At 45.6% G+C, this 23,733-nt stretch carries 15 protein-coding genes; all 15 read left to right on the top strand.

Features of this window, described 5'->3' with window-relative positions; genetic code table 11:
• The first annotated feature begins 25 nt into the window (after positions 1 to 25).
• The 15 genes from wbaP to SPL01S_RS11560 all read left to right on the top strand — a co-directional run bounded on the left by wbaP (position 26) and on the right by SPL01S_RS11560 (position 23,728).
• Positions 26 to 1,459: an undecaprenyl-phosphate galactose phosphotransferase WbaP gene (gene wbaP / locus SPL01S_RS11630; protein WP_062870294.1), complete on the top strand. Its 1,434-nt coding sequence runs from the start codon at positions 26 to 28 to the stop codon at positions 1,457 to 1,459.
• A gap of 51 nt (positions 1,460 to 1,510) precedes the next feature.
• A complete protein-coding gene (locus SPL01S_RS11625) occupies positions 1,511 to 3,526 on the top strand; it encodes a right-handed parallel beta-helix repeat-containing protein (RefSeq protein WP_081113155.1) in 2,016 nt (671 codons plus the stop codon).
• An 820-nt stretch (positions 3,527 to 4,346) separates the two neighbouring features.
• The gene (locus SPL01S_RS11620; protein ID WP_063199900.1) at positions 4,347 to 7,325 is read left to right on the top strand and encodes a beta strand repeat-containing protein; all 2,979 of its coding nucleotides are present in this window, start codon (positions 4,347 to 4,349) and stop codon (positions 7,323 to 7,325) included.
• A gap of 384 nt (positions 7,326 to 7,709) precedes the next feature.
• On the top strand, positions 7,710 to 9,476 hold the full coding sequence (locus SPL01S_RS11615) for a type I secretion system permease/ATPase (RefSeq protein ID WP_004942413.1): 1,767 nt from the start codon (positions 7,710 to 7,712) through the stop codon (positions 9,474 to 9,476).
• 56 nt (positions 9,477 to 9,532) lie between these two features.
• Complete coding sequence (locus SPL01S_RS11610) at positions 9,533 to 10,864, top strand: HlyD family type I secretion periplasmic adaptor subunit (protein WP_063199897.1); 1,332 nt, start codon at positions 9,533 to 9,535, stop codon at positions 10,862 to 10,864.
• Between the two features lie 2 nt (positions 10,865 to 10,866).
• The gene (locus tag SPL01S_RS11605; RefSeq protein WP_063199894.1) at positions 10,867 to 12,243 is read left to right on the top strand and encodes a TolC family outer membrane protein; all 1,377 of its coding nucleotides are present in this window, start codon (positions 10,867 to 10,869) and stop codon (positions 12,241 to 12,243) included.
• A 287-nt stretch (positions 12,244 to 12,530) separates the two neighbouring features.
• Complete coding sequence (locus SPL01S_RS11600; RefSeq protein ID WP_063199892.1) at positions 12,531 to 13,955, top strand: mannose-1-phosphate guanylyltransferase/mannose-6-phosphate isomerase; 1,425 nt, start codon at positions 12,531 to 12,533, stop codon at positions 13,953 to 13,955.
• Between the two features lie 15 nt (positions 13,956 to 13,970).
• Positions 13,971 to 15,338 (top strand): phosphomannomutase CpsG, encoded by a 1,368-nt coding sequence (gene cpsG / locus SPL01S_RS11595; protein WP_063199889.1) that lies wholly within the window; start codon positions 13,971 to 13,973, stop codon positions 15,336 to 15,338.
• Positions 15,339 to 15,460: 122 nt separating this feature from the next.
• Entirely contained in the window at positions 15,461 to 16,483 is a 1,023-nt protein-coding gene (galE, locus tag SPL01S_RS11590) for a UDP-glucose 4-epimerase GalE (protein WP_063199886.1), read from the top strand.
• 502 nt (positions 16,484 to 16,985) lie between these two features.
• Positions 16,986 to 17,873, top strand: a complete 888-nt coding sequence (galU, locus tag SPL01S_RS11585) for a UTP--glucose-1-phosphate uridylyltransferase GalU (RefSeq protein ID WP_063199883.1) — start codon at positions 16,986 to 16,988, stop codon at positions 17,871 to 17,873.
• A 362-nt stretch (positions 17,874 to 18,235) separates the two neighbouring features.
• Complete coding sequence (locus SPL01S_RS11580) at positions 18,236 to 19,003, top strand: ABC transporter permease (RefSeq protein WP_063199880.1); 768 nt, start codon at positions 18,236 to 18,238, stop codon at positions 19,001 to 19,003.
• Complete coding sequence (locus SPL01S_RS11575; protein WP_020438762.1) at positions 19,003 to 19,743, top strand: ABC transporter ATP-binding protein; 741 nt, start codon at positions 19,003 to 19,005, stop codon at positions 19,741 to 19,743. The genes SPL01S_RS11580 and SPL01S_RS11575 overlap by 1 nt, the downstream gene beginning before the upstream one ends.
• 34 nt (positions 19,744 to 19,777) lie before the next feature.
• Complete coding sequence (locus tag SPL01S_RS11570) at positions 19,778 to 21,673, top strand: DUF4422 domain-containing protein (protein WP_063199877.1); 1,896 nt, start codon at positions 19,778 to 19,780, stop codon at positions 21,671 to 21,673.
• A gap of 7 nt (positions 21,674 to 21,680) precedes the next feature.
• Entirely contained in the window at positions 21,681 to 22,835 is a 1,155-nt protein-coding gene (glf, locus tag SPL01S_RS11565; protein WP_063199874.1) for a UDP-galactopyranose mutase, read from the top strand.
• Positions 22,832 to 23,728: a glycosyltransferase gene (locus tag SPL01S_RS11560; protein WP_063199871.1), complete on the top strand. Its 897-nt coding sequence runs from the start codon at positions 22,832 to 22,834 to the stop codon at positions 23,726 to 23,728. Before glf ends, SPL01S_RS11560 begins: the two co-directional genes overlap by 4 nt.
• Positions 23,729 to 23,733: the final 5 nt, after the last annotated feature.

The following is a 23,733-nucleotide window of genomic DNA, read 5'->3' as shown; positions in this document are numbered from 1 at the left end:
CTGGTGTCTGACTTGGGCGAATATCATGAATAAAGTAAATGGGTTTATGGCAAATTATGTCACTAAATTCTCTCTGGCTCTTTCCGATGTTTTTTTCTTTAACATCTCTATCTATCTCTCTTACCTTATTATCTATAAAGTTTTTGGCGGGTTAGAAGATTTTGTGCCTAAAGATGAGTTTGCAGTAAGAGCATTAGCACAGTTTATTCTTTCTCTACTTTGTGTTTTCTGGTTTTGGACGAGATTACGTCACTATACATATAGAAAGCCATTTTGGTTCGAGTTGAAGGAGATTATCAGAACGCTTATTATTTTTGCCATTCTCGATTTGGCATTGGTCGCGTTCTCAAAATGGAATTTTTCGCGTTATGTCTGGATGTTCTCCTGGGTGCTAATTATCGCTTTGGTCCCTATTGGTCGAACATTAACTAAGAAATTACTTAATAAACTGAATCTTTGGAAAAAACATACAATAATTATTGGATCCGGAAAGAACGCTTTTGAGGCTTATGCCGCTCTTCAAAGTGAAGAAGTGCTCGGGTTCGAAGTTGCAGCATTTGTATGCACCGATGCTCCTTGTGATGAAAATAGTTTCAATATTCCTGTCATTAATAATGAAAAGGAATTATGGCAATGTGCTGATATTGAAAACACACAGTTCATTATTGCTCTTGAGTTTGAACAACACGCGTTGCGTGATTGGTGGCTAAAAAATCTGGCAAAACATAATTGCCGGTCTGTCTCTGTCATTCCAACACTGCGTGGGGTGCCGCTTTATGGCACAGATATGTCATTTATTTTTAGCCATGAAGTAATGATATTGCGTGTTAGCAATAATCTTGCTAAACGCTCATCTCGTATACTCAAGAGAGCGTTTGATATTGTCGGCTCATTCTTGATAATGCTTGCGTTAATGCCTGTTTTGTTGTTTCTCGCGTACAAAGTTTCAAGAGATGGTGGGAAGTCTATCTATGGTCATGAGCGAATTGGTCATAACGGGAAAAAATTCAAGTGTCTTAAGTTTCGTTCAATGGTGACGAACTCCCAGGAAGTTCTTAGAGAGCTACTTGAGCGAGATCCTGAAGCAAGAAAAGAGTGGGACAAAGACTTCAAGCTTAAAAATGATCCTCGTATTACTAAAATTGGCGCTTTCATCCGTAAAACCAGTCTCGACGAATTACCACAGCTATGGAACGTATTTATTGGTGAAATGAGTTTGGTTGGTCCCCGGCCGGTGGTTGAAGCTGAACTTGAACGTTATGCTGGAGATGTAGATTATTATCTGATGGCAAAACCTGGCATGACGGGTCTATGGCAAGTTAGTGGTCGTAATGATATTGATTATGACACACGTGTTTACTTTGATGCATGGTATGTAAAAAACTGGGCGCTCTGGAATGACATTGCCATTCTATTTAAAACTATCGCTGTTGTTCTAAAACGCGATGGCGCTTATTGATTTTTCGTTACTGAAATTATTCCTGATCGCTATACAATAGGTGGTAGAACGATGGAAAGAAGAAAACTTGTCAAAAGCATGTTGATTGCGGCAGCAGGTGCCGCTGCAGTCAGAACCTCTTCAGCTGCTGATGTAAGTGGCGCAATTGCTTCTAACCCTATTAGTTTCAATAAAAAAAGCCCAGGTATGCCCCAAAGGAACGGGGCTAAAACGGTAAAGTTAAATCCTGAAATGTTCGTTAATAAAGGTGAAAGTAGCAATGGGGGTCAGGCTAGAAGTGCTGCTAAAAACTTGGACCAAGAGGATAGCTATCCTGCTTTTAACCAGATGTTTCAGCAGGCCAAGTCACTTTCATCAAATAATATTATAGAAATTAATCTAGGTGGTTATTATAAAGTTAGTCAAGGGAATTTTGAGTTGCCTTCCAACTGTCACATAGTCGGTGGAGGCACAATTTTTCTTGATAATAACAATGATGAACAAGTTATTTTTAAAATTGAGAACCAGCAAGACTTTAGTCTCACAAATGTAACACTGACCTCATCTAAAACGACGGGGCTTTGGGGGAAGTCTTGCAGTGGTGTAGTGATTAAAGGTTGTTCTAACTTTGTGCTTTCAGATTTAAATATTAGTTATCGTACGGATGCAATATCAATATCAGACTCATCACATTTTAGGATAGAAAATTGCCTGGTACATAAACTTGGGGAAGAGGGCATTGCCGTCCGAGCCAGTTTTTCGTGGATTATCTTCAATAATGATATTTATGAACACAACGGCGATGGGATTTTATTGAAAACCAGCGGTTCTCCATCGTACGACGGGAAGATAATTTGCAACCGAATTTTTTCAGCAACCGACATTTTTGGTTTGAAAGGAACTTTAGGAGGAGGGATTACACTGAATGATGAGAAAACGGGTTCAAGTACAACCTTCAGCAATCTTTTAGTCAGTGGGAACTCTATCAGTGATACATCATATGGCATTGCCTTCACAAATATTCAAAACCTGAAGGTTTTCGCTAATGATGTTGATACAGTAAGGCGATTTGGCATTATTGTTGATAATGCGGTTTATAATAACCCTCAAAAATATCCGATAAAAAAAACCATCGTTTCTGGCAACACGGTAAAAAATACCGGGCAAGCCGGGATCGCTTTCTATAGTGCTAATGGTATAAGCGTAGAGAATACTATTATTACAGAAAACATTGTTGAAAAGTGCGGATTGCAAAAAAACGCAGATTACCCGGCTATTTCAGCTACTAATGCAACTATTTCATCTAATCGTATTAGTGATAGTAGTACTTTACTTAGTGCGACGGACAGCATTGTAAATGCTAACTATTTCGGAAGTAGTCTAAAGAAGTCGGCTGGTGAAGGTTCTGCTGATTTTAAGCTCAGTGGGGCCGTAAGTTTTGTTGGAAACATAATTGCCAATACGGGTATGGGGCATATCCGCCTTAATAATATATCCAATCTTATTTTTATTGGAAATCAAGTTAGCTTAGGTTCTACGTTTTCCGTTTTTCACTTGGGCTCTAATCCATCAGGTAACGTGCTCATTAAAGATAACCAAATTCAGTCTCCAGCAGCTAACGTTTTCACCGGTATGATGACTGCGAGCCATCTGATTGATACTGACTCTTCAACGTTTGGCAATAAAGTATGTTTCTTTGGCTTGCCAACTCAAGGCGAATTTAAGGCCGGAGACAGAGCTATAGAACGTAGTCCTGCTGCTGGCATGCCTTCTGAATGGGTATGTGTTGAAAGTGGTTCACCGGGTACCTGGAGTATTGAAAAATTTGCCAATATCAGCAAACGCAGTAATGCGCAAAAGATAAGCTTGGCTGCGGGAGCAAGCACTGATGTTAAATGTTCGGTTCCTGGCGTTAAAGCTGGATGGGTCGTAATCTCAACTGCATCTTCTCGCCCTCTTGGACAATCTGCTCTCAGCGCTTTTGCCTTGGAAGATGATGTTGTTAATATTACGATTAAGAATCAAGGAGATAAACCATTAGCTGCAGAGGGTGTCATCTTTTCAATTTTGGTTAATCGGGGATATTGAGCCTCACACAACAATATTCTATTGTGGAAAAAACAGATGTTATTGAATTAGCATCTGTTTTATTCTTTTTTTAAATGCTGAACTTCAATCTTGGCCTCTCCCTCCATTCTTATACCTCCCTCTGTTAATCATAAGCAATGAATGCTTTAGCCTCTTAATATTCCCCTCATGGATAATCACTACCACTGCAAATTTCAATATCCCTATACTTTGTGCTTAATCTTTGTTTCATCCCAGCCGAACAATAAACCACTTTTTTTATGTGGTTTATTGTTCCTAAGGAAGGCTGTTTTGGTTACATTCTTCATGTGATCTAGTGTGTTAACTGGCTATAAAAATATTCTCATATAAAGCAAAAATAAATTTTCAGTATAGGTATGCTATATAAATTCTATTAAGAAAATCCTCAGGTCAATCTGATTGAATTGTTTCATAACTATATGTTTTTTATGTATTTAAATTTTTAGAAAATTATAATTAAAAGAAGCCCACTCTTCGATAGCCTCCAACGGACTGTCGTTGATTTTTGAGATGTAAGTCACGAGTTGAAAATAAAATTACAGAAATCAATGCGATGTGTAATCTCATTTCTTGATCGAGCGTTGCTTACGATACCTTGACAATAATTCGTTTATAGCCTTTCTTTGATCTAAGAAAGTTATAAGTCGTTATAGTTAGGGGGTAGAGCGTTCATTAAATTTGTTTTCCTGTTATGTAAGATACAAGTTTTTTATAACTTCCTGATTCTCTTGCCTTGTTATTTTTTTTGCAAAGAGACAGGTTTTAGCTTAATCGGAAATCCACCTCGAAGGGGGTTGTTATGGCTTCTCTGGCGTTTCAAAAAGAAGCGGCTGCAATTTTGTATGCCGTTTTAGGTAAAAGCGCGTCAAGTACTGAGTATGACAGTGTTGGTGCACAGTTAGAAACAGGAGCTTTGTCGGATAGCAGTTATGTGACAAGCCTTCTTTCTTCGGCGGATGGCAGCACATTATACGCCGGCAAAAGTGATTTAGATATTCTCCAGGCTGTTTATACAAAGGCATATGGCAGCGCGGCGCTGAATACCACTCTTCAGGACCTGCTGGCATCCTCTTCGTTGGCGGCATCAATTTCTAAGGTGCTTTCAGATCTTATTAATTATCATGGATTTGATTCCGCAACCACGGCATCGCAAAGCAGTTTCGATACCCAGATTAATAAGGTGTTATTCCCTGCTACCAGCCCAGCTGCGGCTGGTCAAGGTGCGTCGGATGTTCAGGCTATATACCATGTCCTGGGATTAGTTTCTCAATCAACTAACGTAAATTTATTTGGTTCGATTCTAAATGCCGGCACTAAATCGGTTGCTCAGATTGCAGACAAGTTTGTTGCAGATCGCTCATATCTGAAGGCTTTGAGTAATAATGATTTCATTTCACGCGTTTTCACTGCCAGCTTCGAACGAGCCCCATCCTCCACTGAGCTTTCGCATTTCCTTAGCGAGCTGACAGGAGGAAGTACCCGTGGACAGATCGTTGCGGAAATCATTACTTCTCTGCGTGGGACAGTTGCTCCTACCGATACTGCAGCGCAGCAGCATTTTAACGATGCAACGGTGACTTACGCCCAAGGGCAAATTGCTGGCTTGGCTGCTCAAGAACAAGCTGCGGCCGTGTACCTGGCGGTTCCGGAACGTGGTATTGATGCTGGTGCACTAGATAACTGGAGCAAATACCTATCGTTAAGTACAACCACATATAAAAACTTTATCAGTTCTGTCCTGGGTTCTGCGGAATTCCAACGCAAAGGCGCGCAGCTGACAGGCGATGATTTTATTCAACATGTTTATACTGCGGTGCATGGCGTTGCTGCCAATGCAGGTCAATTAGCAGTCTACAGCGCGTTAGGTTCTGATAAATCGGCCATTACTCAGGCGATTATCAACGATTTGCGCACTTCGACGGCGACCGATGCGACTACGGTAACCCAGCAACACGGGTTTGAATTTGATATCGGCACCAGCTTGTTGTACAAAACTGCGGCTTCCCTGAGCGCAACGGCGGCTGGTGGCAACGCTACCGGGACGGTTAATACTGGGGCTTCACACCAGATCAGTAATGCAGAAACTGCGGTATTGACCGATGTCCTGCTTGCCGCCAATGCCGCCAGCGTCGTTAATCTGAAGTTCGCCGATCATCTGGCGAATCTCGCCATTAACGGCACCAGCGCAGCAACGGTTAACCTGTCAGACAACGGGGTTAACCCGGGTGTTGATATCACCGTGAATAACGGCAACGTAATCCTTAACGCCAGCTCCGGCGCGGATGATGTGCTGGTTACCGCTACGGCGGCTGTCGCTACCGCTACCGGTGATTTTAATCTGGGCGCAGGGAATGACTCGCTGAAATGGTTGGGCAATGCTGCTGTTGGCGGTGCTAATACCGTAGGTGCAGGCGTTTCCGGCAATGGCGGCGATGGCGTTGATACTATCTCTGCCAACTTTATTACCAAAAACGTCGTGATGTCAGGCAATGCTCTTGCTCGTACTGCGACTATTAGCAGTAACTCTGCGCAGTTCAGCAACTTTGAGAAGCTGGATCTGGCCGGTTATATCGGCAAGGCAACGGTAAGCAGCGGGTCCACTGCGGCCAACCATACCTTTGATTTTGGCGTATTAACCGGTAATGCCATCTCAGAATCAAGCCTGACAGGGACTCTTAGCACCACGGTCAATCAGGCTGCTACCTCTAATATCGGTTCGCAAGGCTTCGTACTCTCTGGCCTGGCTGAAGCGGTGAAAGTGATCAATGCAGCCGGCGGTAGCTCGGCGCAACTGGAAGTTACGGGTAATGCGACTGCGGCAAGCAGCGTGGAAATTACGTTCTTGCAGAACGCCACCGATCACTTTGATGTTAATTTTACCGCTACTAGTTCTTCAGATGTGAACGCAGGTTCTTTGGCATTGAACAGCAGCAGTAACCTGTTGTTCCCAACGGCATTGACCGACGTGAACATCGCTTCCGGTGGTACTGGTAACTTTGACAATATTTTGTCGCTGACCGGGACCAATGCTCAGGTACAAAACATCACCGTTACCGGTGATCACTTGCTTGACCTGACTCTGGGTAGCGGCTACAGCAACGTCCGTGATATTGATGCATCAGCCAACACAGGCGGCCTGAATCTTGATTCAAGCCACGGCGGTACCGGCGACGGTATCATCATTCAACTGCTGAACATTCTGCCGCTGAGTGGTGTCACTACCGCACTGCTGGCGCCGGTTCTGACGGCTCTGGGTCTGAATGGTTACCAACTGACAGTGGAAGGCTCTACAGCTGCCGATAACCTGGCGGCGATCGGCAATACTACATTGACCGGCGGGAGTGGTGTAAATACCTTCGAAGCTAAGGCCAGTAATACTCAGGCCGGTATCACCATCACCGACTTTGACAGCACCAAAGACAAGATTGTCGACGTTGCTTCTGCCTTGACCATTTCCGGCGATACCAGCGGCACTGCGGTGGCGGATTACGGCACTCGTGCTTCCGATACTCTGGATGCTCTGCTGGGTACACTGGTTGGCGGTCTGACCAACGGCGTTATTGGCCTGTTGGGCGGTATCCTTGGTCTGGACAGCAGTAACTCACTGACCGCTAAAGTCGGTGTGGCATCTGTGGTGTTCGGCGGTGCAGGCGACAATGCCAGCTCCTACGTGATTGTCGATAACAACGATGACCAAACTCTGGACCTCGGCGACAGCGTTGTTTACCTGACTGGTCAAAACCATCAGCAACTTATTGATACTCTGCATTACGCGTGAGTGTAAATTCCGCAGAGTAATAGTTTTCATTGAAACTGTTAGTTATTAAATAATACGGGGAGGTTAAATCTCCCCGTTTTTATTTGTGAGCAGTGTCATCATCTCTGACTTATCTCTCTACTGAACAATCCCCCTTTATTCATGTTGCCTTTCATCTTGTTGTTTTAACTGATTTTAGCTTGATTGATTACGAGCGGTTTTTTTCGTGTTCCACCTTGCCGATATCCACTTTCTCTACCTATAGTTAAAAAAAGTATCTGCAGTCTCGAGCATGTTTGGGGTGAGCCTTCTTTAGGACTTTTTCTATTTTTTCTTTTTTAGGAATTTCCTTAGAAGAAATCAATGCGGATTGGACTGACAGTGCACATGATGTAAGGGCAGAAAGTGAATCAATTTATACCGCGCAATGAAATTGCGGATGTTATACGGACACGCAGCAAAATTTTCTGGACCGTTGGCATATTTACCGCATTTATTAATTTGTTAATGCTCGTCCCCTCGATCTATATGCTCCAGGTTTATGACCGGGTGCTTCCGTCGCGTAATGAAATAACCTTGCTGATGCTAACGCTGATTATGCTGGGTATGTTCGGCATGATGGCGTTATTAGAGTATGTCCGCAGCATGGTGGTTATCCGTATCGGCAGCCAGTTGGATATGCGCTTGAATACCCGTATTTATACTGCGGCGTATGAGGCAAATCTTAAAAATGGCTCTTCCGATGCAGGACAGATGCTGGGCGATTTAACTACCGTTCGCCAATTCCTTACCGGCAGCGCTTTATTCGCTTTCTTCGATGCGCCCTGGTTCCCGATCTATCTGCTGGTGATTTTCCTGTTCAACCCTTGGCTTGGCTTGTTTGCGCTGGTGGGATCGCTGTTGTTGATCGCTCTGGCGGTTGTCAACGAAATGGTTTCCAAAAAACCTTTGGGCGAGGCGAGCAAGCTGTCAATCATGTCCAGCAGCCTGGCGAGCACCAACTTGCGTAATGCCGAGGTGATCGAGGCATTGGGCATGTTGCCTAATCTTAAACATCGTTGGTTTACATTGCACCAACGCTTCCTCAATAGCCAACGTGTGGCTAGCGAACGCGCTACCACCGTCACTTCAATCACCAAGTTTGTTCGTCTCTCGCTGCAATCATTGGTGCTGGGATTGGGCGGCTGGCTGGCGATTGACGGCCATATCACGCCTGGGATGATGATTGCCGGTTCGATTCTCATGGGACGCACGTTGGCACCTATCGAACAGGTGATCAACGTCTGGAAAAGCTGGAGTTCAGCCAAGCTCTCCTATCAACGCCTGGTAAAATTGCTTGATAAGCACCCGCCGCGCGGGTTGGGCATGTCGTTGCCTCGACCTGTAGGTGTCATCTCGGTAGAAGGCGTAACCGCCACGCCACCGGGTTCCAAAGCCGACGCGGTATTGCATAACGTCAGCTTTGCCATTCAACCGGGCGACGTGCTGGGGATTATTGGGCCAAGCGCTTCCGGTAAATCCACGTTGGCGCGCTTGCTGGTCGGTATTTGGCCGGTAAGCGAAGGCATTGTACGGCTTGATAACGCCGACATTTATCAATGGAACAAAGACGAGTTGGGGCCCTATATCGGTTACCTGCCGCAGGACATTGAATTGTTCGCCGGCACCATTGCCGAGAATATCGCGCGTTTTAACGCTATCGACTCAGAGAAAGTGATTGAGGCCGCCAAACTGGCTGGGGTGCATGAACTGATTCTGCGTTTCCCTAATGGTTATGATTCTGTCATAGGCAACGGTGGCGCAGGGCTCTCTGGTGGGCAGAAGCAGCGTATTGGGCTGGCGCGTGCGTTGTATGGCGATCCTTCCCTGATCGTGTTGGATGAACCTAACTCCAACCTGGATGATGCCGGTGAAAAGGCGCTGAATCAGGCGATTCTGTTCCTTAAGCAACGCAATAAAACGGTGATTCTGATTACCCATCGAACCAATCTGCTGTCGATGACCAGCAAATTGTTGTTGCTGGTGAACGGTACCGTCAATGCATTTGGCCCAACTCAGCAGGTGTTGCAGGCGCTGGCGAATGCTCAGAAAGCGCAGACTCCACAGCAGGCGGTTCGCGCAGTCAATTCTGAGCCGGACGAAGGCAATATCCCAAAAACTCAAATTAATTAAGCTGTGAACTTGCCGGGCGGCGCTGAAATGCGTCGTCTGCAGTCAAAGGAGTTGGTATGTCTACGCACATTGGCGAGCCGCAAGACTCGTATTCAGAGCAGATCCCCCAGGATGAGCGGCGTTTCACCCGCATGGGATGGTTAGTGGTTGGGTTTGGCCTGTTTGGCTTTTTTGCCTGGGCAGCATTTGCGCCTTTGGACAAAGGGGTTGCGACGCCGGGGTCCGTTACCGTCTCCGGCAACCGTAAAACGGTGCAGGCGCCAGCCAGTGGCATCATCACAAATATCGCCGTTAAAGAAGGTGACAAGGTGAAAGCCGGCGAGGTGCTGGTGCAATTGAGCCAGGTGCAGGCACTGGCTCAGGTCGCTTCGCTGCGGGACCAGTACTACACCACGCTGGCTTCGGAAGGGCGGTTGCTCGCCGAGCGAGATGGGTTAACCAAAGTCACTTTCTCCCCTGTTTTTGAGCAAATCAAAGATCAGCCACGTGTGGCCGAAATTATTGCATTGCAAACACAGTTGTTTTCTTCCCGGCGCCTGGGGCTGCAAAGCGAAATCGATGGCTATAAGCAGTCAATGGATGGCATGCGTTTCCAATTGAAAGGCCTGCAGGACTCACGGGTTAACAAACAGATTCAACTTTCGAGTCTGCGCGAGCAGATGAACAGCATGAAACAGCTGGCTGCGGACGGCTATTTGCCGCGTAACCGCTATCTGGAAGTTCAGCGCCAGTTTGCCGAGGTAAACAGCAGCATCGATGAAACCATCGGGCGAATTGGCCAACTGCAAAAGCAGTTGCAGGAGTCTCAGCAGCGGATCGACCAACGTTTTGCCGATTATCAGCGTGAGGTCCGAACCCAGTTGGCGCAGACCCAAATGGATGCCAGCGAATTCAGAAATAAACTTGAAATGGCGAATTTTGAGCTCGGCAACACGGCTATCACTTCGTCGGTGGATGGCACCGTGGTCGGATTAAGCATCTTTACTCAGGGGGGCGTCGTGGGAGCGGGTGACCACCTGATGGACGTTGTACCCAGCCAGGCTACGCTGGTGGTGGACTCTCGCCTCAAGGTAGAACTGGTCGATAAAGTTTACAACGGGTTGCCGGTGGATTTGATGTTTACCGCCTTCAACCAAAACAAGACCCCGAAAATTCCGGGTACGGTGACGTTGGTTTCCGCCGATCGGCTGGTGGACAAGGCCAACGGTGAACCCTACTACCAGATGCAGGTTACGGTAACGCCAGAAGGCATGAAGATGCTGAGTGGGGAAGATATCAAACCGGGTATGCCTGTTGAGGTGTTCGTGAAGACGGGGTCGCGTTCGCTGTTGAGTTATCTGTTTAAACCCATTTTGGATCGCGCTCATACTTCTTTAACCGAGGAATAATTTTGATTCAATTTAAACGACAGGTTGCTGGCCTTGCTATCAGTACCCTCTTGTTTGCGATATCTGCGCCGGTTCATTCGATAGGGATTATAGACGCATATTCGCTGGCACTTGAAAAAGATCCGACCTTCCGGGCGGCTATAAAAGAGAAAGAGGCGGGAGACGAAAACGAAAATATCGGCAGGGCGGGGCTGCTGCCGAAGGTATCGGGCAATTACCAGAACTCGCCGAGAAACTGGCAGACGCAAAAATATCCGTCGAGCGACATTTTTGGCAATGTCAGCGAAGTCACCCAGCGCAGGCAGTATCGCAGCTATTCCAGCTCGATTACGCTGACGCAGCCGTTGTTCGACTATGAGGCTTATGCGCGTTACAAGGCCGGTGTTGCTCAGACATTGATGTCCGACGAACGTTATCGCAGCAAGTTTCTGGATTTGGCGGTGCGGGTGATTTCCGCTTACGTGGAGGTGGCTTACTCGAAAGACCAGATCGCGTTGGCCTCTGCGCAAAAGGCGGCTTATAAAGAGCAGTTGGCGCTGAACGATCGTTTAATGGGGGCCGGCGAAGGCACCATTACCGACGTTTCGGAGACCCAGGCCCGTTACAGCCTGGCCGAGGCGCAGGAGATTGAAGCGCGTGATGCGTTGGACGCCGCTCAGCGCGAGCTGGAGGTGATTATTGGTGTCCCGCTCAACCAACTGGATGAGCTGCAAACGTTGCGCCCAGGGAAATTCCAGGTGGCACCGTTAATCCCTTCCCGGTTTGAAGAGTGGCAAAAAATTGCACTGGAGAATAACCCTATGCTGGCTGCGTCACGCCACGGTGTTGATGCTGCTAAATATGAAGTGGAGAGAAATCGCGCAGGTTTTATGCCTCAGGTACAGCTTTACGCCTCACATTCAGAAAATGACTCCAGCAGCGATAACACGGTTAATCAAAAGTATCGCACCGACAGCATCGGCGTACAGGTCAGCGTGCCGATCTACGCCGGTGGCGGCGTTTCGGCGTCGACCCGTCAGGCTGCCGCACGCTACGGACAGGCGATGTTTGAAATGGATGCCCAGACGGGCACCACGCTGAATGATTTACGCAAGCAGTTCAACCTGTGCATCAGCAGCCGTGCCAAGCTGGCTGCCTACGAGTTGGCGGTCAAGTCGGCGACCACTCAGGTCACGGCTACCCGGCAAAGCGTGCTGGCGGGGCAACGCGTCAACGTAGATGTGCTTAATGCGGAACAACAATTATACAGCGCGCAAAAGGACCTGGCGTCGGCGAAATATACCTATATCAAGGCTTGGATTACCCTGCTAAGTGATTCAGGTACCTTGGATGAGCATGATGTAAAGCGTGTGGCGCAGTACTTTGCTCTAAGCCGTTGAGATAGAGCTTAACTTTGGTTATGAGTATTAGTCTGAAAGAGCAGCTTTGAGCTGCTCTTTTTTGTCACAATACGTTATGTTAGCTGCAAGTGGTGCTCCTGCCCTTACCCAAAAGTAATTCATCTTTCCCGTATGTGATTTCATAGGCGGTGATTGGCTTTGGAGTGACTGTTCTTTAACATATATACAACTGTTTATGTGTAATTGTATGACTTTAGAATGGTGGGTAGGTTGGTTTTAAGCCGCATTCTCGTTTATAAGCCAGACGATTGAGTAAAGGATTAATAATGTCAAAAATAATTCCTGTGGTTATGGCTGGTGGTACTGGTAGCCGGCTGTGGCCGCTGTCGCGCGAATCGTTCCCCAAGCAATTTTTATCTATTGATGACAGTGGATTTAGCCTGTTGCAGCAGACTCTGCAACGTTTAGCCGGGCTCGATGGTGTGGAAGTCGCCGGCCCATTGGTTATTTGCAATGAAAGTCATCGGTTTTTGGTTGCAGAACAACTGCGTGAAATCGATCAACTTGCGACCAATATTATTCTAGAGCCTGTTGGGCGTAACACGGCACCGGCAGTGGCGTTGGCTGCGCACCTGGCCGCAGAAGAAGATGAAGACAGCATGCTCTTGGTGCTGGCTGCCGATCATTTGATTAAAAAGGTAGAAAATTTTCACTCGGCAATAAAAACGGCAGTTCAATATGCCGCCGAAGATAATTTAGTGACGTTCGGTATTATTCCTGGACATCCCGAAACCGGTTACGGCTATATCAAACGCGGTAAAGCACTTTCCAACAAATGCTTTAAAGTTGACTCTTTTGTCGAGAAGCCTTGTCTGGATAAAGCCGTAGAATACCTCGCCAGCGGTGAGTACAGCTGGAATAGTGGCATGTTTATGTTTAAAACAGCCAAGTTCTTGCAGGAGTTGCAGCAACATAGCCCGGAAATTTTCAACACAACCCGGCAGTCTGTGGCTGATAGCCAACGTGATATGAATTTTATCCGTGTTGATCAGGAAATATTCAAGCACTGCCCAAGTGACTCCATTGACTACGCAGTCATGGAGAAAACGCATGATGCGGTAGTCATTCCTATTGATGCCGGCTGGAGCGACGTGGGCTCTTGGTCGTCCTTATGGGAGGTTTCCGAAAAAGATGGCTTAGGAAATGTCAACGTTGGTGAGGTTATCTCTATCGACTCCAACAATAACTACATCTCTTCGGACTCTGCTCTGGTGGCGACCATCGGTTTGGATGATTTGATCGTAATCAATACCAATGATGCGTTGTTGATCTCGACTAAAGATCGCGTTCAGGATGTCAAAAAAGTGGTTGATGAACTGAAGAAACGCAATCTTCATCACTTCCGCCAACACTCCTCTTCTTATCGTCCATGGGGCAAGATCTGCGATATCGACAGCGGCGAACATTTCCAGGTCAAAAAAATCATTGTCCGTCCTGGCGAAGGGTTGTCAGTACAGCGTCATCTTCACCGTGCAGAACACTGGGTGGTCGTCAGTGGTACGGCCAAAGTGAATGTTGAAGACAAAGAATTCTTCTTATCGGAAAACCAATCCACATTCATACCTGCCGGCAGTGTTCACACGCTGGAGAATCCTGGGAAAATCGATCTTGAAATTATTGAGGTTCGATCAGGATTTTACCTTGAAGAAGATGATATTGAACGGTTACACGATCGGTATGGCAGAGTTTAATTAAAGGGTTTGGCGATGGAAAAGTTAACGTGTTTTAAAGCTTATGATGTGCGCGGTAAATTAGGTGAAGAACTGAATGATGATATTGCCTACCGCATAGGGCGCGCTTATGGCGAGTTTTTGAAGCCAAAGACCGTTGTTTTGGGCAGTGATGTGCGTTTGACCAGCGAAAGTTTGAAGCTGTCTCTGGCAAAAGGTTTACAGGATGCCGGTACTGACGTTATTGACATCGGCATGACCGGGACTGAAGAAGTTTATTTTGCCACCTCGTATCTGAAAGCTGACGGCGGCGTGGAAGTGACGGCCAGTCATAATCCGATCGACTATAACGGAATGAAGTTGGTTCGCGAAGGTTCACGTCCGATCAGCGGGGATACCGGATTACGGGCAATCCAGGAGCTGGCGGAAACCAATCAGTTCCCTGCTCCGGCCTCCACACGCGGCAGCTATGTTCGTCAGGATGTGCTGGCCGATTATGTTCAGCATGTGTTGTCTTATGTGAATACCGAAAACTTTAAACCCTTGAAGCTGGTTATCAACTCAGGCAACGGTGCGGCTGGGCATGCAATCGATGCGATTGAGGCATCTCTTAAGGCCCTGAACGTCCCATTGGAGTTTATTAAGGTCCATCATCAGCCCGACGGCACATTCCCAAATGGTATTCCTAACCCGTTATTGCCCGAGTGTCGTGCAGATACTGCTAATGCCGTGCGTGAACAGGGGGCAGATATGGGGATCGCGTTTGATGGCGACTTCGATCGTTGCTTCCTGTTTGATGAAAAAGGCGATTTCATCGAGGGTTACTATATAGTTGGCCTGCTGGCGGAAGCTTTCCTGCAAAAACAACCAGGGGCAAAAATCATTCATGATCCGCGCCTGAGCTGGAACACTATCGATGTTGTGAACAAAGCTGGCGGCGTGCCGGTGATGTCAAAAACGGGCCATGCTTTCATCAAAGAACGTATGCGTTCAGAAGATGCCATTTATGGTGGTGAAATGAGCGCTCACCACTATTTCCGCGATTTCGCCTATTGCGACAGCGGCATGATTCCGTGGTTGCTGGTAGCTGAACTGGTCTGCGTCAAGGGCCAGACTTTGGGGCAACTGGTGCAGGACCGAATCGCGGCTTACCCGTCCTCGGGAGAAATCAATATCAAACTGTCGCAACCGGCAGCTTCCATCGAAAGCGTGAAGCAACATTATCTGGCCCAGGCCGCTGAAGTAGATTACACCGATGGAATCAGCATGGAATTTGCTGATTGGCGCTTTAACTTACGCTCATCCAACACCGAGCCGGTAGTTCGTCTCAACGTTGAGTCACGTGCGGATGTGGCGCTGATGCAAGAAAAAACAAACGAAATTTTGGCGATGCTGTCTCGTTAATAGTTTTGCCATGATATTGCATCAGATTAGGGCTGTTTTTTTCAGCCCAAATCGCTTGAATGAACGTCATGGGCGGTAAAAATTTATATCTTTAGCGCCACGGGCGCGTATAAGGAGTTGTTATGGCGATTTTAGTCACTGGCGGTGCCGGTTATATTGGTTCTCATACCGTGCTGGCCTTGTTGGGGCGTGGCGAAGATGTTGTTGTGCTGGATAATCTGTCGAATTCATCAGAGGAGTCGTTGCACCGTGTCGAACAGTTGGCTGGTAAAGCGGCAACATTCTACCAAGGCGATATTCAGGATGGTGAATGTTTGCGCAACATCTTCGACGAGAATAAGATTTCAGCCGTGATCCACTTTGCCGGTCTGAAAGCAGTCGGTGAATCAACTCGCAAACCACTTGAATATTATCAAAATAATGTTTCTGGTACTCTGGTATTACTGGAAGAAATGCGTCGCGCAGGGGTGAGCAAGTTCATCTTCAGCTCTTCCGCAACGGTCTATGGTGCCAATTCCCCTGTTCCTTATGTTGAAACCACGCCGATCGGCGGTACCACCAGCCCTTACGGCACATCGAAACTGATGGTGGAGCAAATTCTACAGGACTTCGCCAAGGCCGAGCCTCAATTCTCCATTATTGCCCTGCGATACTTCAACCCAGTCGGGGCCCATGAGTCGGGGATGATTGGTGAAGATCCAAACGGTATCCCAAATAACCTGTTGCCTTACATTTCTCAAGTTGCCATTGGTAAACTTGAAAAACTAGGTGTATTCGGTGGCGATTATCCGACTGAAGATGGTACCGGTGTGCGCGATTATATTCATGTTATGGATTTGGCCGAGGGCCACCTGGTGGCGATGGACCACTTGGATAAGATCGATGGGTTCAAAGCATATAACTTGGGAGCTGGAGTTGGTTACTCTGTTTTAGCTATGATTCAGGCTTTTGAAAAGGCTTCAGGAGTGAACATCCCTTACCAGATTTTACCGCGTCGTGATGGCGATCTGCCAGCATTTTGGGCTGATGCCAACCTGGCGCGCCAGGAGTTGGGTTGGGAAGTACGCCGCGGGATTGATGATATGATGCGTGATACGTGGAATTGGCAAAAGAACAACCCGCAAGGGTACGGCAATAAACTCTAAGGCCGCTCTAACGTACAAAAAATCTTCAAAAGCCCCCTGTTTTGTGGGCTTTTTTGTTTATTAACAGCACGTTTATATTCATAGCCTATGGGTTTAACAGGTTGATCAATAATCATTCTCAATTAATGGGGTATTGGTAATGTGAGTTACTATATTTTTGCTATTTATTGTGATTGATATTTGTTCGAAAACCGATACTTTCTATATCTATATACTTGACTCAATGTTAGCGCCAAAATAGGCGCGTATTTATTTTTTTCATTTTTTTCATTATCTTACTTTGATTTTTTAGTTGTGTTCAGGCTAACTGATAGGCAAGTAGGTGGTCGCCTATGTGGTGTTAATGTATTAACCCTCAACATAGGTGTATACTCCAGCCCGAAGAAAATTGACATCATTTTGGCAATACACCCAAGATTGGCGAACGGAACGATGGGCCACAGCAGTAAACATTTGGTGTGTTGTGTTAATGAAACTAAAGTAGTTGGGAGTCTCCACAGAAATGCTTAAAGCTGTTATTCCAGTTGCAGGTCTTGGCACCCGCATGTTGCCGGCAACAAAGGCTATTCCTAAAGAAATGTTGCCAGTCGTTGACAAACCCCTCATCCAATACATCGTGAATGAATGTGTCGCTGCCGGTATCAAAGAAATTATTCTTGTAACTCATTCATCTAAAAATGCCATCGAGAATCATTTCGATACTTCCTTTGAACTGGAAAGCATGCTTGAGTCGCGTGTCAAGCGGCAACTGCTGGAGGAAGTTCAATCGATCTGCCCTAAAGGTGTCACGCTGATGCATGTCCGTCAGGGGCAATCCAAAGGTTTGGGTCATGCGATTCTGTGCGCTCGGCCTTTAATTGGCGATGAACCCTTTGCTGTGCTGCTGCCTGATGTTTTAATGGACGATGTTGCCAGCGACCTGAAAAGAGATAACCTGGCCAGTATGATAGCCCGTTTTGAACAGCAGGGTCGCAGTCAGGTGATGGTTGAGCCGGTGCCAGAAAAGGATGTTTCCAAGTACGGGGTGGTGGATTGCCGAGGTGCTGTGGTCGCGCCGGGTGAAAGTGTGCCAATGCACGCGATTGTAGAAAAACCAGCGCTTGATGAAGCACCGTCCAACCTGGCAGTGGTAGGCCGCTATGTTTTAGCTGCAGACATTTGGCCGTTACTTGAAAAAACGCCTTACGGGGCTGGCGGTGAGATTCAACTTACCGATGCCATCGCTATGCTGATGGAGCAAAAGCCGGTTGATGCTTTTGCTTTGGTGGGGCGTTCTCATGACTGTGGCGATAAATTGGGTTATATGAAAGCGTTCGTAGAGTATGGCGTTCGTCACCCTGTGCAGGGAACTGCATTCGCCGAGTGGCTGAAGGGGATGCTGCAGGACTAAGCCTTACAAGTGACTTGATGACGGTGAATCCAGCCTATTCCTAGAGCAATAGGCTGCGGTTGGATGTAACTTAGCGAGCACCCAGACCTGCAATAGAGAGGCTGTTGGGGCCACGATAGCGAAAGCGAGTAGGGGCGTGAGCAGTTTGCTGTTTTAATAAAAATCAGTGAGTTATCTCAAGTGTACTCTGGTTGCAGCAACGCCAGGGGCGGTAGCGTGGTTTAAAATATCGTTTAAAATTATGCAGTACTTGATTCCTTCGAGCCAGTCGTAGGTAAGTGTTTCTCATCAAGAACAGCACCGGTTGAAATGCTATTACGTTTCAGATGTTAGGGAATTTTAATCTTAAATCGAGTTTTTATATGAAGTATAGTCTAGGTTACCTCTGGGATTTGGCCACGGTCATTACAGAGAAAGAATTAAAAGTAAGATATAAAAGTAGTTTTTTTGGCTATTTATGGTCAATTGCTAACCCATTGTTGTTTGCCATGATCTACTATTTTATATTTAAGTTAGTCATGCGGGTTCAAATCCCTAACTATACTATTTTTATTATTACTGGTCTTTTTCCTTGGCAATGGTTTGCCAGTTCAACGACGAACTCGCTATACTCTTTTATAGCAAATGCTCAAATCATTAAAAAAACCGTGTTTCCTCGCTCGGTGATTCCGTTCAGTAATGTATTAATGGAGTGTTTGCATTTTTTATGTACGATTCCAGTTATTATCGTATTTCTTTATGTCTACGATATGCGGCCGTCCATTGATTGGCTTTGGGGTGTTCCCTTAATCGGCTTGGCACAAATGATGATGACTTTCGGTATTGCCATGATGTTATCAACATTGAATCTTTTTTTCCGCGATTTGGAGCGGTTTGTCACGTTGGGTATTATGCTGATGTTTTATTGCACCCCAATTCTCTATTCCGGAGATATGATCCCAAAAGAATATAGTTTCCTGATTGATTATAATCCATTGGCAAATATGATATTGAGCTGGCGTGATCTGTTCATGAATGGTGTTATCGATTATCATCAGGTTGGTATGCTATATGGGTATGCGTTGCTGTTTATTATCATTGGCGTAAGTATATTCAATAAGCTGAAGTACAGATTTGCAGAGATTCTATAATGAGCATAGCTATCGAATTTAAAAATGTTACTAAGCGCTATCCATTATATCATCATATTGGATCTGGCATTAAAGAGTTAATTTTTAATCCGCGCCGCGCGTTCAACCTGCTGCGGGGACGCAGTTATTTGGCTATTGGCGACATCAGTTTTCAGGTTCAAAAGGGCGAATCAGTTGCGCTGATAGGCCGAAACGGTGCCGGAAAAAGTACCTCTTTGGGGCTTGTAGCCGGTGTGATGCGGCCTACTTCAGGTACAGTTAGCGTACAGGGACGTGTGGCTTCCATGTTGGAGTTGGGTGGCGGTTTCCATCCTGAATTGACCGGCCGTGAAAATATCCGCCTCAATGCAACCTTATTAGGGCTACGCCGCAAGGAGTTGAAGGAAAGACTCGACAAGATTATTGAGTTTTCCGAGTTGGGGGATTTCATTGATGAGCCTATTCGTGTTTATTCCAGCGGTATGTTGGCAAAGTTAGGTTTTTCTGTGATCACCCAAGTTGATCCTGACATTCTCATTATCGATGAAGTTTTGGCTGTGGGGGATATTTCATTCCAACGAAAATGCTTAAATACCATCAGTGAGTTTAAGGCAAAAGGGGTCACTATTCTTTTTGTGAGTCACAATCTTGCCGACGTTGAGAAAATCTGTGACAAGGTCATTTGGATAGAAAACCATAAAATGAGAGAAATTGGAGATGCTAAAACGGTTATCTCTCATTACAAAGAGGCAATGGCTTGATGTTTATGAACAAGGGAACTTTTAGGTAATTCAAATGCGTAATATTAAAATTTACACTTGTCACCATAAGCCAAGTGCTTTTCTTGACTCTACGTTAATCCAACCGATTCATGTAGGAAAGGCAAATAGTTTAAATGAGATTGGTTGCCCAGGTGATGATACTGGCGATAATATTTCATTCAAAAACCCGATCTACTGTGAGCTAACGGCCCATTATTGGGTTTGGAAAAATACCGCTCCAGCTGATTATATCGGCTTTATGCATTATCGCCGTCATTTCAATTTTTCTGAAGATCAACATGCTCCGGAAGATAATTGGGGGGTGGTCAATTATGAGAAAATTGACGAGCAGTACCAACACCAATACGGATTAAACGACCCCGATATTATCAAATGTTTAGCAGATGTTGATGTTGTTTTGCCAAAAAAGTGGGATGTCAACGCTGCGGGTAGCAAAAATAACTACCAACACTATAAAGTATCCAACTATCTTCATATTGAAGACTATGATGCAGCATTGGAAGTTCTGGAGGAACTTTATCCAGAGTATAAGAGTGCGGCAGATAAATTTAATAACGCATCGGATGGTTATTACACAAATATGTTTGTTATGCGTAAGGACATATTTGAGGACTATTCGGAATGGTTGTTCGCCATTCTTGATAAGTTAGAAGGAAAAATCCGTTTTAAAAATTATAACAATCAAGAAAAACGGGTTGTTGGTCATATTGCAGAAAGATTGCTAAACATTTATATCAATTATCAAATTGATAAGCACAGCTTAAAAATAAAAGAGTTACAACGTACGTTTATTCAGCAGGAAACTTTTAATGCAAAGTTGAAACCTGCATTTCCAGTCAAAAATGTGCCGGTAGTAATCTGTTTTGATGATAACTATGCGATTAGCGGTGGGGCGTTGATTCACTCTATTATTGCCAATGCCAATCCGGAACTGAATTACGATCTGGTGGTGTTGGAAAATGGTGTTTCTTTTGCCAACAAAGAACGCTTTTTCTCATTAGTTTCCAAACATGAAAATATTAGCCTGCGTTTCTTTGACGTTAATGCTTTCAGTGAAATAAAAAGCGTGTTTACACGAGCGCACTTTAGTGCTGCAACCTATGCCCGTTTATTTATTCCGAAACTTTTTTCTGATTTTGAAAAAGTTATCTTTATCGATTCCGATACTGTCGTGGAAAGCGATCTGGCGGAATTGATGACGGTCCCGTTGGAAGATAATCTGGTTGCTGCAGTAAAAGATATTGTAATGGAAGGTTTCGTCATGTTTGGCGCCATGTCGCAATCCAGCGATGGTGTGATGCCTGCTGAACAATATTTATCAACCTCACTGGGTATGGCTAATCCGGATGGTTATTTCCAGGCCGGAATTTTAGTATTCAATATCGCTCAGATGAATAGAGAGAATACCTTTTCCAGTCTGATGGATGCCCTGAAAAGCAAAACTTATTGGTTCCTGGATCAGGATATTATGAATCAGGTATTCCATGGGCGTGTACATTATCTGCCATTAGAATGGAACGTATACCATGGCAACGGTAATACTGATGATTTCTTCCCGAACTTACGTTTTGCCACGTACATGAGTTTCCTCGAGGCACGTAAAAACCCTAAAATGATTCACTTTGCCGGGGAAAATAAACCCTGGAATAATCGACATGTCGATTTCTTTGATAATTACCACAAGAATGTCGTAAAAACACCTTGGGCATTTGAGAGCTATGAGCGACTAATTGCCTCTGTTACCTTCGCAAATGCCGTACAGCAAGTTCATCATGTGCCAGTACTGCTGCAGACGAAGGTGAAGAGATTATTGATGCCGATGCTGAACAAGGTTGCACCAAAAGGGTCGGCACGCCGTAACACATTGACGAAGTACTACTATAAAGTTAGACGCGTAATACTTGGGTAACATACTGATGAATAGTAAAAATGTTTTAATTGTTGGTGCTGGTTTTTCCGGTGCGGTTATTGGTCGTCAATTGGCTGAACAAGGTCATAAAGTTCAAATCATCGACAGCCGCGAGCATATTGCAGGTAATTGCTATGATGCCCGTGATGAAAAAACGGATGTAATGGTACATACTTATGGCCCGCATATTTTCCATACCGACAATGAGCGAGTGTGGGATTTTGTGAATCAATATGCCACCATGATGCCCTATGTGAACCGTGTAAAAGCTACGGTAAGCGGCCAGGTTTTCTCGTTGCCTATTAATTTGCATACCATTAACCAGTTCTTTAAAAAGACCTGTTCGCCTGCAGAAGCGAAAGCATTAATTGCTGAAAAAGGCGACAGCAGCATAACGGATCCTCAGTCCTTTGAAGAGCAAGCATTGCGTTTTGTCGGTAAAGAACTGTATGAGGCCTTTTTCAAAGGTTACACCATCAAGCAGTGGGGAATGTCGCCTGCCCAATTGCCGGCTTCAATCTTGAAACGCCTACCGATTCGATTTAATTATGATGATAATTACTTCAATCATAAATTCCAGGGTATGCCGAAAGACGGTTACACCAGCATGATTGCGGGTATTCTTGATCATCCTAATATTTCGGTGTCTCTGGGGACCGAATACCAGACGGAAACACGTGCGCAATATGATCACGTGTTCTACAGTGGGCCGTTGGATGCTTTCTACGGTTTCCAGTTCGGTCGTCTGGGCTATCGGACCCTCGATTTTGAGCGTTTTACCGTGGAAGGGGACTACCAGGGGTGCGCCGTAATGAACTATTGCGAGCAAGAAGTGCCTTATACTCGTATTACAGAGCATAAATACTTCTCACCATGGGAACAACATGACGGATCAGTATGCTACAAAGAGTTCAGCCGGGCCTGTGAGGCGGATGATATCCCTTATTATCCTATCCGTCAGGTCGGTGAGATGAGTTTGTTGGAGAAGTATGTTGATTTGGCTGAGCAAGAAAAAAACATCACCTTTATCGGTCGTCTGGGGACTTATCGTTACCTGGATATGGATGTGACGATTGCCGAGGCGTTGAAAACAGCTGAGACCTATCTGGAAAGTCTTGAAACAGCACACTCAATGCCAGTGTTTACGGTCAGCGTCAGATGAATGCAACGGCGTTAATTGTTACTTTCAACCGATTGGAAAAACTAAAACACTGCTGGGCAGCGACGGCAGCCTTACCCTTTCAGCATATTGTCATCGTTGATAACGCCTCTACCGACAATACTGTTGAATGGTTGAATGCAATTGATGATACGCGCCTTCATGTAATACGTGCCAAAAGCAACGGTGGGGGGGCTGGCGGCTTTAAACTGGGAAGCGAGTTTATTGCGGAGAACATAAACACCGACTGGGTGTTTATGTTTGATGATGATGCTTACCCAACGGCAGGGCTGATCGAGAAATTTTCTGCCGTGGTTCAGCCAGGCTACGATGCTTATTGTTGCCGCGTGGTAGATATGAAGGGGACGTTGTGTAAAATGAACGTGCCCTATAAAGCCATACCTACCTCGCTGGTGCAGACTATAGAGTATATTATCAGGCCAAAAAGTTACCTCCCCGATGAGCAACATGCGTCTGAGGTGGTGACACTTTCGTTTGTTGGCGCAATAATTCGCAAAGACGTTTTAAGCGCTAATCGTGAATCAATTTGGCCTGAGCTTTTTATTTATTATGATGATCTTTACTTCTCTTACAGGTTGAGTCAACGAGGGTATCGTATCCGATACTCACCCGAACTGACGTTCTTGCATGATGTGCCGACTGCGAGTGTGGGGGGCAACCCGCCCTGGAAGGTCTACTATCTGGTAAGAAATCTACTCCTTTCAAGGACATTGTTCACAAAAAATGAAAGACCATACTCGCTAGGTGCTATCGCGTTGCGTATTGCAAAATATTTACTTTCTTTTACATCTCAAGAGCGTAAAGGGGAATATATTAGATACGTAGTTCGCGGTATTGTTGACGGTATATCAGGTAAAAATGGTAAACAACATTAGCCGGT

The organism is Serratia plymuthica NBRC 102599 (assembly GCF_001590925.1).
Taxonomy (GTDB): Bacteria; Pseudomonadota; Gammaproteobacteria; order Enterobacterales; family Enterobacteriaceae; genus Serratia; species Serratia plymuthica.
This window is presented reverse-complemented; position numbering and strand designations above follow the sequence as displayed.

Bases quoted from the DNA above. Each gene is read 5' to 3' on its own strand.
- glf (WP_063199874.1), top strand. From the start codon at position 21,681: ATGAATAGTAAAAATGTTTTAATTGTTGGTGCTGGTTTTTCCGGTGCG.
- cpsG (WP_063199889.1), top strand. From the start codon at position 13,971: ATGGAAAAGTTAACGTGTTTTAAAGCTTATGATGTGCGCGGTAAATTA.
- galU (WP_063199883.1), top strand. From the start codon at position 16,986: ATGCTTAAAGCTGTTATTCCAGTTGCAGGTCTTGGCACCCGCATGTTG.
- SPL01S_RS11610 (WP_063199897.1), top strand. From the start codon at position 9,533: ATGTCTACGCACATTGGCGAGCCGCAAGACTCGTATTCAGAGCAGATC.
- SPL01S_RS11625 (WP_081113155.1), top strand. From the start codon at position 1,511: ATGGAAAGAAGAAAACTTGTCAAAAGCATGTTGATTGCGGCAGCAGGT.
- SPL01S_RS11620 (WP_063199900.1), top strand. From the start codon at position 4,347: ATGGCTTCTCTGGCGTTTCAAAAAGAAGCGGCTGCAATTTTGTATGCC.
- SPL01S_RS11580 (WP_063199880.1), top strand. From the start codon at position 18,236: ATGAAGTATAGTCTAGGTTACCTCTGGGATTTGGCCACGGTCATTACA.
- wbaP (WP_062870294.1), top strand. From the start codon at position 26: ATGAATAAAGTAAATGGGTTTATGGCAAATTATGTCACTAAATTCTCT.
- SPL01S_RS11570 (WP_063199877.1), top strand. From the start codon at position 19,778: ATGCGTAATATTAAAATTTACACTTGTCACCATAAGCCAAGTGCTTTT.
- SPL01S_RS11560 (WP_063199871.1), top strand. From the start codon at position 22,832: ATGAATGCAACGGCGTTAATTGTTACTTTCAACCGATTGGAAAAACTA.
- SPL01S_RS11600 (WP_063199892.1), top strand. From the start codon at position 12,531: ATGTCAAAAATAATTCCTGTGGTTATGGCTGGTGGTACTGGTAGCCGG.
- galE (WP_063199886.1), top strand. From the start codon at position 15,461: ATGGCGATTTTAGTCACTGGCGGTGCCGGTTATATTGGTTCTCATACC.
- SPL01S_RS11575 (WP_020438762.1), top strand. From the start codon at position 19,003: ATGAGCATAGCTATCGAATTTAAAAATGTTACTAAGCGCTATCCATTA.